This window comes from Gemmatimonadota bacterium (genome assembly GCA_041390125.1).
Classification (GTDB): Bacteria; Gemmatimonadota; Gemmatimonadetes; order Longimicrobiales; family Gaopeijiaceae; genus JAGQIF01.
The window spans coordinates 62,165-74,849 of the sequence record JAWKQN010000004.1; the positions used below are offsets into that span (position 1 = coordinate 62,165).

Genomic DNA, 12,685 nt, shown 5'->3' on the forward strand with positions numbered 1-12,685 from the left:
CCGGCCGGCACGCGCGGGACCTGCGTGCCCCTGTGCCCGTGGCTGCCGGGATCGATGCCGTTGCCCGAACGCACGCGCCGTCGGGGCGCGAGACGACCGGTGCGGCTCAGCGCCGGACGCGGGTGCGGCTTCCGCTGCGCGCCCACATCTCCGGGTGGAACAGCAGCACGATCGTGTACAGCTCCAGCCGACCCACGAGCATCAGCAGCGTGAGCAGGCTCAGCTCGCTCCCGGACATCCAGCCGTAGTTGTCCACCGCGCCTACGTCCCCCACGCCGGGCCCGATGTTGCCGAGCGAGGAGAACACCGCGCCCACCGCGGTCCAGGCATCGACGCCGAGGAGCGACAGGCCCACGATGCCCGCGACCAGGATCACGCCATAGAGGAGGACGAAGCCCAGCACGTCGTCCATGATCTCCTCGCGCACCACCCGTCCCCCCACCGACGCCAGGAAGACGCCACGGGGATGCAGGTGACGACGGATCTGGATGCCCATGTGCTTGAGCACGAGCAGGATGCGGATCGACTTGATGCCACCGCCGGTGGAGCCCGCCATCCCACCGGTCAGCATGAGCGCCAGGATGAGCGCGACCGCTCCGGGAGCCCAGAGCTCGTAGTCGGCTGTGATGTAGCCCGTGGTGGTGACGATGGACACGACCTGGAAGAGGCCGTCCCGCACCGAGCGCTCGATCCCCGCGGGCGTCAGCCCGTAGGAGCCGGTGCTGAGGTTGACCACCGCGATCAGGAGCGCGGCCACCAGGATGAGCCCCGTGTAGAAGCGCCACTCCGGCTCCTTCAGGTAGGGCGGGTGGCCGGCCGCGGCCCGGTAGTGCAGGGCGAAGTTCACGCCCGCCAGGTACATGAAGACGATCGTGACGTAGTGGATGTAGGCGGAGTCGTAGGCCGCCATCGACGCATTGCGCGTGGAGAAGCCCCCGGTGGCCAGGGTGGTGAATGCGTGGTTCACCGCGTCGAAGAGGGACATCCCCCCGAACAGGTAGAGCACCACCTGTGTGGTGGTCAGCCCCAGGTAGACGAACCACAGCAGCTTGGCCGTCTGCGTGATACGCGGGCGCAGGCGTTCGGTGGTGGGGCCCGGCACCTCGGCCCGGAAGAGCTGCATGCCGCCCACGCCCAGGAAGGGGAGCACGGCGATCACGAGCACGATGATCCCCATCCCGCCCAACCACTGCGTGATGGAACGCCAGAACAGGACTCCGGCCGGCAGCGCCTCGATGTCGGTGAAGACCGTCGCACCCGTGGTGGTGAACCCGGAGATCGACTCGAAGACCGCAGCGGGCACCGAGGACAGCGTTCCCGTGAACAGATAGGGCAGGGCGCCGAAGAGACCGACCGTGGTCCAGGCGAACGCGACGATCGCGTAGCCCTCCTTGGCGCCGATGTCGTCCCGGAAGCGGGTCGCGAGATGGGCGCCCAACCCGACGGCGGCCGTGAGCGCGGCCGCCAGAGCGAGACCCGGCCCGTCACCCCCGCCGGACAGGAAGCCCACCACCGCCGAGGCGCCCATGGCGAGCGACACGACGATGAGGAGGAGTCCGACGACGTTGACGACGTGACGGAAGGACACGCGTGGGCCTACTGGAAGAGCCGCTCGACGGCGCCCAGGGCCTGGCGAAGCCCGAAGACGATCACGTCGTCTCCCGGCTCGAAGCGGTCCTGGCCGCGTGGGGTCACGATGCGATCGCCGCGCAGGATGACGCCGATCAGCACGCCGTGCGGGATGTCCAGCTCCTGGATGGAGCGCCCGACGGCCTTGGCATCGGGACGCACCTTGAACTCCATCGCCTCGGCGTCGGTGCCCGTGAGCGAGGCCACGGTCAGCACCCGTCCGCGCCGCACGTAGCGCAGGATGGCGTTGACCGTGGACAGCCGGGGCGAGATGGCCGCGTCGATCCCGACCCGCGGCACGAGCGGCAGGTACTCGAAGCGCTCGATGAGCGCGATGACCTTGGCGTTGCCGACGCTCTTGGCCAGGAGGCTGGAGAGCAGGTTCGTCTGGTCGTCGCCGGTCGCGGCCACGTAGCCGTCCACGCCCGCGACCCCCTCCATCTCCAGCAGCTCGAGGTCGGTGGCGTCCCCGTGCAGCACCAGGGCCCGAGGCAGCAGCTCGGCCAGCTCCAGGCAGCGCCTCCGGTCGCGATCGATGATCGTGCACTCGACCCCGAGCGCGCCCAGCCCCTCGGCCAGGTACTGCCCCTCCAGGCTGCCGCCGGCGATCATGACGCGCTTGAGCGGCCGGGCGTCGTAGCCGGCGAGCGGCGGGATGCTCTCCACCTCGTCGGAGGGCGACAGCAGATAGATCTGGTCGCCCGCCTCCATGGCGCTGGATCCGGTCGGGATGATCGTCTCCCCGTCACGGACGATGGCCACGGTCACGTAGTGGAAGCCCTCCAGGTCCTGCGCCAGGCGGGCGAGCGGCTTGCCCGCGATCGGCGCACCTTCACGGACGCGCAGCCCCAGGAGCTGCACGCGCCCGTCGGCGAAGGGGACCACGTCCGTGGCCACCGCGCTGCGCAGGAGCTGCAGCGCCTCCTTGGCGGCCTCGCGCTCCGGATTGATGAGACGATCGACGCCCAGGTGCTCCGACGAGAGCACGCTGCCCGAGGCGTAGTAGTCCGGATTGGAGACGCGGGCGATGGTGTGGGGGACGCCCAGCCGCGATGCCGCCAGACACGCGATGAGGTTGACCTCGTCCTGACTGGTCACCGAGAGCAGCATGCCCGCATCGCGCACGCCCGCTTCGTCGAGCACGGGGACGGACGCGCCGTTGCCCAGCAGGGTGAGGATGTCGAGCTGCTCCGCGACGTAGTCGATCCGGTCGGGATCGGAGTCGATGAGCACGACATCCTGGCTTTCTTCGGACAGGCGACGGGCCAGGTGGTACCCGACCTGGCCGCCGCCGATGATCAGTACCCGCATCGAACCGTCGCTGGAGGAGCAGGGCAGGCCGGCCCGGGCGCGCCGAACCTCGACCCGAGGTCGCGGACCGAACCTAACCGGGGGCGCAGGGGTGGCAAAGACGTGGCCCGGCGGTACTTTGGAGCATCCGCCCCCCACGGGCGCGCCGCCCCGGGGGCGGGTGCCGGTCGCGAGGCGGAGGCCGGGCCCGTAGCTCAGTCGGTCAGAGCACCGGACTCATAATCCGAGGGTCGCAGGTTCGAGTCCTGCCGGGCCCATTCCACTCCACGTCCGCACCGCGGCGCCACGTGCCGGCTCACTCCTCCGGCGTGGGAGGTTTGCGCATGTCCTTCGTGCGCCCCCGCCGCCGCTTCTCCTCCCGGCGCCTCGCCTTCTCGGCGGCCGGCACGCGGGTGCGCTTCCGTGGCGTCGGCGGACGGCTCCGCTCCTCGAGGCGCCGTCTGAGCTCCGTGAGCGCCGTGCGCAGGTTCCGGTGCTGGCTGCGCGACGTACGAGCGGTCACGGTGATGCCGCTCGGCGCGTGGACGAGCCGCACGCCGGACTCGGTCCGGTTCTGGTGCTGCCCACCCTTGCCGCCCGCGCGGAACGTGTCCACGCGGCACTCCGCCAGCAGCGCCTCGTCGTCGGGAGGCGGTGGAGCAGGAGGAACGGCGCTTGCGGTGTCGTCCGTCATCGACGCGCTCCCGACGCGGAGGCCGAACGCGCTGCGGCCCCGGGAGGGCGCGCGCGTGGGGGATCGTTCCCCAGGGTCCAAGGTATTGGTGGGCACACGAAACGCACACGCGGGACGCCGATCATGAGCGGAGAATCCGGGCTCCCCCGACCCTGGCTGGAAGGGCATCCGGGCGCACGCGCCCTGCTGCTCGGCGCGTGTGTGGTCGTCGTGGTCGGGGGTCTGCGGGTCGCCGCCCCGATCCTCGTCCCGTTCGCCCTGGCGCTGTTCCTGACCGTGCTGTCCCTTCCGCTGCTGCTCGGGTTGCGCCGGCGTCGGGTGCCGGGCTTCCTGGCGGTCACGGTGACCGTCCTGGTCAACGCCGCGGTCTTCGGTGTGATCGTGCTGCTGGCCATCCAGGCCGTGACCGACCTGCAGGACCGCTTCCCGCGGTACTCCAGCCGCTTCAAGGGGCTGTGGGCGGTCTGGACGGACGCGCTCCAGACCCGTGGCGTACCGGTTCCCGACCAGCTGTCGCCGGATCCCTCGTCCGTCTTCGGTCTCATCAGCAGCGCGCTGCAGGGTGCCGCGTCGGTCGTATCGGGCACGTTCCTGGTGCTCATCATCCTCGTCTTCATCCTGAGCGAGGCGACCGTCTTCCCGCAGAAGTTCCGCGCGATCTTCCGCCGCGACCCCGGGCCCTCGCGCGGGCGCATGCAGAAGACGATCAAGGAGGTCCAGGACTACCTGGGGATCAAGACGTTGGTGAGCCTGACCACCGGGATCCTGATCGGTCTGTGGGCGTGGGCCTCCGGTCTCGATTTCCCCGTCATGCTCGGGCTCGTCGGGTTCCTGCTCAACTTCATCCCCACCGTCGGGTCCGTGCTGGCGTCGATTCCCGCGGTCTTCCTGGCGCTCATCCAGTACTCGATCGGCCACGCGGCCCTCGTCGCCGTCGGCTACCTGGTCATCAACGTCGTGCTGGGCAACTTCATCGAGCCCACGCTGCTGGGCCGGCGCCTCGGTCTGTCGTCCCTCGTCGTGATCCTGTCGCTGCTGTTCTGGGGCTGGGTGTGGGGGCCGGTGGGGATGCTGCTGGCGGTCCCGCTCACGATGGTCATCAAGATCATGCTCGAGAACACGGAGGACCTGCGCTGGGCGGCGATCCTCCTGGACAAGAGCCCTCCGCCGCGCGCGGCGCGGCCGGCCCGGCCGGTCGACGCGGCGCTTCCCGGCGCGGCGCAGGCGCCCGCCGCCAACGGCGCTCCCCTCACCCCTGCAGGTAGCGATGCCGCTTGATCCCTGGTCCAGCCTCCCGTCCGCATCACGCGTCTGGGTCTTCGGCACCGAGCGGGCCCTGGAGCCCGCGGAGGAACGCAGCCTCCTCGACGCCGTCGACGCCTTCCTCTCGGACTGGCGAGCCCACGGTCATCCGCTCCGCTGTGCGCGGGAATGGCGGGAAGGCCGCTTCCTCCTGGTCGGCGTCGACCAGGCGAGCGAGCCCCCTTCGGGCTGCTCGATCGATGCGTTCGTCCGCTCGCTCAAGGCCCTGGAGGCGCGGCTGGGCGTCGGCCTCGTGGGGCACGGAGCCATCTTCTACCGGACGCCTGACGGGGACATCGAGCGGGTGGAGCGGTCGACGTGGCGCGCGCGGCGCGCCGAGGGGGCGGTCGGCGCCGACACGCCGGTCTTCGACCTCACGCTGACCGAGAAGGCGCAGGCGGATGAGGTCGGGCTGGAGCGGCCGGCGTCGGAGACCTGGGTAGGCCGGGCCTTCGCCTAGTCTCCCGCCAGGTGGCCCCCGCGGTCGGTCGTGGCTCGAGGGGTCTACCGCGACTCGACCGGTCTACCGGGACGGGGTGGAGGTCCGCCTCCGCTGTCCGGGCACGTCGCGAACAGGCACGTCGCCAACGGGCCGTGCAACGCCGTTCACCCGGCGGGTCCGCCTGTTCCGCGGCGGGAGGACCGGGACGGCTCCGGGTGGGGTGCCCGGAGCCGGACCCGAGGGATGGAATCAGCCTCCCACCCGGATGACGTTCTCCGCTGCGGGGCCCTTGGGCCCCTCGACGAGGTCGAACTCGACCTGATCACCCTCGGCGAGGCTCTTGAAGCCCTCGCCCTGGATGGCGGAGTAGTGGACGAAGCAATCGCGCTCGGCCCCGCCCTCGGGGGCGATGAATCCGAAGCCTTTGCTGTCGTTGAACCACTTCACGGTACCCGTGGTCCTCATGGTGCGCGTACTCCTCCAATGTGGCTGTGGGCGCCGCCGTTGCCGTGGCGCCTACCGCGGTCCCCGGGGGTGTCCGGACCGCTCGGAAGGGGCGGACCCTCCGAACCTTCTTCCGTCCTGTGTCCCCCGGAGCCGCTCAGCCAGGCGGTAGTGGGGTGCCGGCCCGGTCCCCGATGGGGGTCGAGGATTTCGAGCCTCCTAAACTTGAGGCGAGGAAGATGGCCATTCTTTCCTCTGCCCACCAGTGCGGTCGTTGGAGCGAGCCGCCGAGGAAGCCCAGGTGTCCGCCTCGACGGGTCCAGCTCAGGCTCAGCGCGGGATTGGTGCGGAGGTCCGCCGGGGGGGCGGGGAGAGGGAGGAAGGGGTCGTCGGCGGCCTGGACCACGAGGGTGGGCAGGCGCACGCCGCCCACGAAGCCGAGCGCGCTCGAACGCCGGTAGTAGTCGGTGGCGTCGCGGAAGCCGTGCAACGGCGCCGTGACCAGGTCGTCGAACGCGCGCAGTGAACGCGCGCGCCGGACCCGAGCCACCAGGCTCGCGTCCAGGAGGTGGGCCTTGGCCGCGACCTTGGCCTTCAGGGAAGCGAGGAAGTAGCGTCGGTAGAGCCGGTGCACGCCGGGGCCGTCGATGTGACGCTCCGCGGCGTCCAGGTCGAACGGGACCGACGCGACCGCGGCCGCGGACAGCGGCGTGCCCGTACCGCGCTCGCCCAGGTACTTGAGCAGCACGTTCCCGCCGAGGGAGAAGCCCGCGGCTCCCAGGGGTCGATCCGGCCAACGCGCGCGGATCCGGTCCACCACCCAGGCCAGCTCCTCCGAATCCCCCGAGTGATAGGCGCGCGGCAGCCGGTTCGGAGGGCCCCCGCACCCGCGGAAGTTCAGGGCGACGGTGGCGACGCCACGCTCCAGCAGGGCCGCCATCAGCAGCCGGACGTAGGCGCGCTCCGAGCTGCCCTCGAGCCCGTGGAGCACCAGCGCGAGGGGGAGGCGCGCCTCGTCCGCCCCGGGGCCGAGGTCCACGCGGACCTCGTCGCCGTCCGGCGTGTCCCACCGCTCTCCCACGACCGGAACGGGTGGGGGGCGCCGCAGCGCCTTCCCGAGCAGCGTCTGGGCGTGCGGGCCCCGCGCCAGGATGGCGGGACGGAAGGGTGGGTCGTCGGCCTGGGTGCGGATCACCGGTCGAGGCTCGTGCGCGGCCGGGGCCCGGTCAAGGGAGGGTCCGGCGCTGCGCTTGTTTCGGCCCGAACGACGTTCGAGCTTGCAGCGGCCCGACCCGACCCGCTTCGGTCGGGCGGGACGGACCCGCGATGGGGATGGAGAGGTAGCGATGCGACGTTGGCGTGGTGCGGTGGCAGGCGTGGTCCTCCTGACGGCGTGCGGGGGGGAGACCACGGATCCGGCCGCCTGGGTGGAGCCGGGGATCTCGTCCGAGCTGGCCGAGCTCCGGCAGCGCACGATCTCGGACCTGCGCTATCACCTGGCGCTGTCGGTGCCGACGTCGCGGGCCGAGCCTCTGGTCGGGCGCATGCTCGTGCGCTTCCGTTGGTCGGGGGTCGCGGGGGAGCCGCTGGTGCTGGACCTCATGGAGCCGGCTGCCCGCGTCCGGGCCGTGCGCCTGGACGGGAACCCGGTCACCGCCGCGTTCGTGGCCGACCACATCGTCCTCGAGAGCCCTCCGCTGCGCGCCGGCGAGACCCACGAGGTCGATGTGGAGTTCACGGCGGGGGACGCATCCCTCAACCGCAACGACGACTACCTGTACACCCTGTTCGTGCCGGACCGGGCCCACTTCGCGATCCCCGTGTTCGATCAGCCCGACCTCAAGGCGCGCCTCACGCTGGAGCTCGACATCCCCGAAGGGTGGGAGGCCGTCGCGAACGGCTCGGAGCAGGCGCGCGAGACGGACGGCGGGCGCACGCGCCTCCGGTTCACCGAGACCGCGCCCATCTCCACGTATCTGTTCGCGTTCGCGACCGGCCGCTTCCAGGTCGAGACCCGCGTCCGCTCCGGTCGCACGTTGCGCATGTTCCATCGTGAGACGGATGCGGACAAGGTGCGTCGCAACGTGGAGGACGCGTTCGACCTGCACGATCGCGCCCTGAGCTGGCTCGAAGCCTACACGGAGATCCCCTACCCGTTCGAGAAGTACGATTTCGTGTTGGTGCCCGCGTTCCAGTATGGGGGAATGGAACACCCCGGCGCGGTGTTCTATCGGGCCGACGGCCTGTTGTTGGACGAGACCCCGACACAGAACCAGTTGCTGGGGCGCGCCAGCGTCATCGCGCACGAGACGGCGCACATGTGGTTCGGTGACCTCGTCACCATGGCCTGGTTCGACGATGTCTGGCTCAAGGAGGTCTTCGCGAACTTCATGGCCGCGAAGATCGTGGAGCCCAGCTTCCCCGAGGTGGACCACGCGCTCCGCTTCCTGCTCGCGCACCATCCTGCCGCCTATGCCATCGATCGCACGCCGGGCGCCAACCCGATCCTCCAGCCCCTGGAGAACCTGCGCGAGGCCGGGACGCTGTATGGGCCCATCATCTACCAGAAAGCTCCGATCGTGATGAAGCACCTGGAGCGGCGGATGGGTGCGGAGCCGTTCCGCCGGGGCCTGGTCACGTATCTCGACCGCTATCGCTTCGGGAACGCACGATGGGACGATCTCATCGCCATCCTGGACGACAACAGCGACGAGGACCTGCGGGCGTGGAGTCGCGTGTGGGTGGAGGAGCCCGGACGGCCCACCGTGCGCGTCGAGCGCACGACCGATGCCATCGTGTTCCGTCAGAGCGATCCCAGCGGGGAGGGGCGGTTGTGGCCGCAGTACCTCGACGTCTGGCGCGGAGGCGCGGCGGACGCGCTCGAGACGGTGGCCCTGGACGGTGCCGAGGCGCGCCTGCCGGCGGGGGATCCGACCTCGCCGCTGCTCCCGATGGCGAGCGGGATCCCCTATGGCCTGTTCGAGCTGGACGACGTGAGCCTGGCCGCGTTGGCGGAAGGGCTGTTCGATCTGCCGCGTCCGCTCCTGCGGGGCGCGGCCTGGTTGTCGATCTGGGACGCGGGCCTGGAAGGCCGGGTGCGCCGGGATCGCCTGCTCGAGCTCGCGCTCGAGGGCGTCCGGCGCGAGCGCAACGAATTGATCTTCGCACGGGTGGCGTCCGACCTGGACGAGGCGTTCTGGCGCTTCCTGCCTCCGGTCGCGCGCGCGGAGTGGGCGCCGCGGGTCGAAGCGGCGCTGCGTGCCCGGATCGATTCCGACGACCCCGTGACGCTGCGCGCGACGGCGCTGCGCACGCTCGTGTCCGTGGCCACGACGGACGAGGGGGCGGCGTTCCTGCGCGGGCTCTGGGAGGGGAGCGTCGACGTGCGTGGCGTCCCGCTCTCCGAGAACGACCGCACGCGGATCGCGCTCGAGCTGGCGGTGCGCGAGGTGGACGGCTGGGAGGCGCTGCTCGACCGCGAGGCGGAGCGGATCACCAATCCCGACCGGCAGCAGCGCTTCGCGTTCGTCCGGCAGGCGCTCGACGCGGACGGAGAGGCGCGGGCCACGTTCTTCCTGTCGTTGGCCGAGCCCGCCCGGCGGGAGCAGGAGCCGTGGGTCCTGCAGTCGCTCTCCTATCTCAACCACCCGCTGCGGCAGCGCAGCGCGCTGGGTTTCGTGACACCCTCGCTCGAGCTCCTGGAGGAGGTCCAGCGCACCGGCGACATCTTCTTCCCGGCCGGGTGGGTGGGCGCGGTGCTCGGGGGGCACAACACGCCCGAGGCCGTCGCCGAGGTGGACGCCTTCCTGGCGGCACGACCGGCCTATCCGCCCCGTCTGCGCGCCAAGATCGAGCAGGCGCTCGATCCGTTGCGGCGCGCGGCCGGGATCGCCTGGCCGGCGGGACCGGCACCCGTCGCCGACGGAGACGCCTGATGCGCGCCGCCCGCGTCGTGGCGGTCGGGTTGGCGCTGGCCGCCTGTCAGGCGGCGCAGGTCGGGCGGCGGGACGACGCCCTCCTGGAGCGGGCCGACCTGCAGCGCGTGGTGGAAGCCGGGCACGCACGCAACGCCGCCGCATTGATGGAGGCCACGGCCGACGGCGATGCCGCGGTGCGCCGGCGGGCCGCGCTCGGCCTGGCGGCGACCCGCGCGCGAGCCGCGGCGGAGGCGCTCGCCGCCCTCCTGGACGACCCCGCCCCCGACGTGCGCGGGGCTGCCGCCTTCGCGCTGGGCCAGCTGCGTGATCCGACCCGCGTGCCCGTGCTCGAGCAGGCGCTGGCGCGGGAGGACGATCCCGAGGTGCGGCCGCGGCTGATCGAGGCGTTGGGGCGCAGCGGGGGACCGGCCGCGCTGCGTGCGCTCCTCGCGCTCGACGCGCGACCCGCCGAGACGGCCGCCGTCACGCTGGCCCTGGCCCGGCTGGGTCTCGCGGGTACGGTGTCGGAGGCCTCCTTGCAGCGGCTGGCGGACGCGCTGACCGCAGCCGACCCGGGCGTACGGGAGCGGGCGGCCTGGTTCTTCGGGCGGGTCGGCACGCCGACGCTGTGGGCGCCGCTGGCTCCCCGCCTGCGTACCGCCCTGGATGGGCTGGACGCCGACGATCCGGCGGCGGGGCCACTCATGGCCGCCCTGGCGCGGCTGGGTGACACGTCCGACACCCCGCGCTTCCTGTTCTGGGTGGTCGAGGGGGCGGACTGGCGCAGCCGTTTCCAGGCCGTCAACGCGCTCACCCCCCGGGTGGACGATCCCCGTGTCCGGCAGCCGCTCTTCGCGGCCCTCGACGACCCCGCTCCCCACGTCCGGGTCGCGGCGGCCACGGCGCTGTCGACCCTGGCCGCCCCGACGGACGAGGAGATGGGCCGCCTCGAGTCCTGGCTGGGGGCGGAGCCCCGCGAGGCCGCGACGGCGTATCCGCTGCTCGCCGCCTTCACGACGCGGGGCCGGGCGGAGGTGGCGCGCCGGTGGTTGTCCGGACGTCCGGACGCGACGGCCGCGGATACCGCGGCTGCGGTTGCGGCGTTGGTGCTCGCGCCCGGCGAGCCGGGCTTCGCGGCGGCGCTGGAGGGGGCGCGGCGGGGAGGATCGGTGGCGGCCCGCTCGCTGGAGGCCCTGGGAGACCGCTGGGGTCAGGACCGCCTGGTGGAGGCGCGGTTGGAGCGCCTGGCACCGGTCCTGGAGCAGGCCCTGGCCGGGGCGCCGGCGGTCGCGCTCGCGGCGGCCAGCCTGCTGTCGGACGAGGCCTTCCGGCCGTGGATCCACGAGGAGGTGCTGCGGGAGCGCGCCCGCGTGGCCGATCCGGTGGCGGACGCCGTCGTGCTGTCCATCCTGCGCGAGATCCTGGGCGGCCTGGGCGCTTCGTTGGAGGGTCTCCCGACGCCCGCGGCGCCTCCGGTTCGTGCCATCGATTGGGATGCGGCCCGTCGCTGGGGCCGGACGCCCCGCCTCGTCCTGGAGACCGAGCGGGGGCGCATCGAGGTGGAGCTGGACCTGGGGGCCGCGCCCCTGACGGTCGAGTCGATGGCCACCCTGGCCGCCAGCGGCGCCCTGGACGGGAGCTCCTTCCATCGGGTGGTGCCCGGCTTCGTGGCGCAGGGCGGGGACGTGAGCGGCAGACAGGGACTGGGCGGGCCGGGCTACCGCATCCCCACCGAGCCGTCCCTCCAGGGATTCGAGCGCGGCGCGATCGGGATGGCGTCGGCCGGCCCGGACACGGAGGGATCGCAGTTCTTCCTCATGCAGGGTCCGGCCTGGCACCTCGACGGCGACTACACCGTGTTCGGACGCGTCGTGGACGGCATGGACGTGGTCGACCGGCTCCTGCAGGGCGACCGCATCGTGCACGCCTCGGTGGAGCCGTCCGGCTAGCGGACGTCCGGCCTGCCCCTGGCCCCTCCGGTTGGCGATGCCCGGCCTCCCGCCGGCCTCTCCTGGCCCCTCCGGTTGGCCGACGCCCGGCCTCCGCCCCCGGCCTCTCCCGCGGAGGGATCCTGGCCTCCCCGATCCGGCCTGTCCCGCGGACGGACCCGCCCCCCCTCCGGCCCCTCCCCGCGGAAACCCTGCGGCCCGCCCTGCCGTAGGTGAGGGCCGTTCACCCGTCTTTGGTCGGGGATGGCCGACTCCCCGTTGAATACGCCCGAACCCGCGGTTAACATTGTTCACATGAGTGAGATTCAACGACGCAAGATCCTGCGCTGCGCCTGTGATCTGTACCTGAAGGACGGGCTGGAGGGCTTCTCGATGCGGAAGCTGGCCCGCTCGGTGGGGGTCACGGCGCCGGCGCTCTACCGGCATTTCCGCAGTCGCGAGGGGGTCCTCGTCGCGATGATGGGAGAGGCCCACCAGCTCCAGGCCCAGTACCTGTACCGCTCCCTCCAGGGGCGGACCCCGGCGGAACGGCTGGAGCGGGCCGCCGCGGAGTACCTGAGCTTCGCGACCGAGCACCCCGAGATGTACGAGATGCTCTATGTCGCCCCCCATCACCTGGGCCTGGGCGAGTTGCCCCCCGAGGTGGCCGAGGTGGCCGCCGCCACCGGCCGCTTCTGGCAGGACCGGGTCCGCGAGGGCATGGAGGCGGGAATCCTGGCCAAGGGGGACCCGGACGCGGTGGGTCTGACGTTGTGGGCGCACGCCCACGGCTTCGTGACCATCCATCTGCGCGGCATCTGCCCGGTGATGGAGCGCGGTGACCTGGTCGAGCGCTTCCGGGAGTCCTCACGGCGCCTCCTCAACGGCCTGGGAGGCCCGGCCTGGGAGGAGCGCAAGGCCGGAGAGGAGCCGCCGCAGGGCCGGCGGGAGAGGCCGGCGCGCAAAGCCAGTTGAGGGGCCCCGAAGATGTGAACATCGTAAACGGCAGGTGAAACGAGGGGCGGGCGGTGCCCGTACG

10 protein-coding genes and 1 tRNA gene are annotated in these 12,685 nt (G+C 72.1%); 6 read left to right on the forward strand and 5 right to left on the reverse strand.

Translation table 11 applies throughout. The annotated features are described in order from the left end of the window. Positions 1-106: 106 nt before the first annotated feature. Together R3E98_03595 and trkA are read right to left on the reverse strand one after the other, a co-directional pair. Positions 107-1,588, reverse strand: a complete 1,482-nt coding sequence (locus R3E98_03595) for a potassium transporter TrkG (protein MEZ4422467.1) — start codon at positions 1,586-1,588, stop codon at positions 107-109. An 8-nt stretch (positions 1,589-1,596) separates the two neighbouring features. Beyond that, positions 1,597-2,940, reverse strand: coding sequence for a Trk system potassium transporter TrkA (gene trkA, locus R3E98_03600; GenBank protein ID MEZ4422468.1), 1,344 nt, complete (start codon positions 2,938-2,940; stop codon positions 1,597-1,599). Positions 2,941-3,123: 183 nt separating this feature from the next. Here trkA and R3E98_03605 point away from each other — a divergent pair. Further along, positions 3,124-3,197, forward strand: a tRNA-Ile gene (locus R3E98_03605). Between the two features lie 38 nt (positions 3,198-3,235). On the opposite strand, the gene R3E98_03610 is transcribed toward R3E98_03605, so the two are convergent. Continuing rightward, complete coding sequence (locus tag R3E98_03610) at positions 3,236-3,613, reverse strand: peptide chain release factor-like protein (protein ID MEZ4422469.1); 378 nt, start codon at positions 3,611-3,613, stop codon at positions 3,236-3,238. 123 nt (positions 3,614-3,736) lie between these two features. Between R3E98_03610 and R3E98_03615 the strand changes: the two genes are divergently transcribed. Together R3E98_03615 and R3E98_03620 are read left to right on the forward strand one after the other, a co-directional pair. Further along, entirely contained in the window at positions 3,737-4,891 is a 1,155-nt protein-coding gene (locus tag R3E98_03615; protein MEZ4422470.1) for an AI-2E family transporter, read from the forward strand. Then, on the forward strand, positions 4,881-5,375 hold the full coding sequence (locus R3E98_03620) for a hypothetical protein (protein MEZ4422471.1): 495 nt from the start codon (positions 4,881-4,883) through the stop codon (positions 5,373-5,375). Before R3E98_03615 ends, R3E98_03620 begins: the two co-directional genes overlap by 11 nt. Positions 5,376-5,606: 231 nt before the next feature. On the opposite strand, the gene R3E98_03625 is transcribed toward R3E98_03620, so the two are convergent. Together R3E98_03625 and R3E98_03630 are read right to left on the reverse strand one after the other, a co-directional pair. Beyond that, positions 5,607-5,822 carry a cold-shock protein gene (locus R3E98_03625; protein MEZ4422472.1) on the reverse strand — a complete coding sequence of 72 codons (216 nt, stop codon included), beginning with the start codon at positions 5,820-5,822 and terminating at the stop codon, positions 5,607-5,609. A 136-nt stretch (positions 5,823-5,958) separates the two neighbouring features. Then, positions 5,959-6,996, reverse strand: coding sequence for an alpha/beta fold hydrolase (locus tag R3E98_03630; GenBank protein ID MEZ4422473.1), 1,038 nt, complete (start codon positions 6,994-6,996; stop codon positions 5,959-5,961). A 151-nt stretch (positions 6,997-7,147) separates the two neighbouring features. Between R3E98_03630 and R3E98_03635 the strand changes: the two genes are divergently transcribed. From R3E98_03635 to R3E98_03645, 3 genes are all read left to right on the forward strand, one after another. Beyond that, positions 7,148-9,736: a M1 family aminopeptidase gene (locus R3E98_03635; protein ID MEZ4422474.1), complete on the forward strand. Its 2,589-nt coding sequence runs from the start codon at positions 7,148-7,150 to the stop codon at positions 9,734-9,736. Then, positions 9,736-11,667 (forward strand): peptidylprolyl isomerase, encoded by a 1,932-nt coding sequence (locus R3E98_03640; protein ID MEZ4422475.1) that lies wholly within the window; start codon positions 9,736-9,738, stop codon positions 11,665-11,667. Before R3E98_03635 ends, R3E98_03640 begins: the two co-directional genes overlap by 1 nt. 294 nt (positions 11,668-11,961) lie before the next feature. After that, the gene (locus R3E98_03645) at positions 11,962-12,621 is read left to right on the forward strand and encodes a TetR/AcrR family transcriptional regulator (GenBank protein MEZ4422476.1); all 660 of its coding nucleotides are present in this window, start codon (positions 11,962-11,964) and stop codon (positions 12,619-12,621) included. The last annotated feature ends 64 nt before the right edge of the window (positions 12,622-12,685 follow it).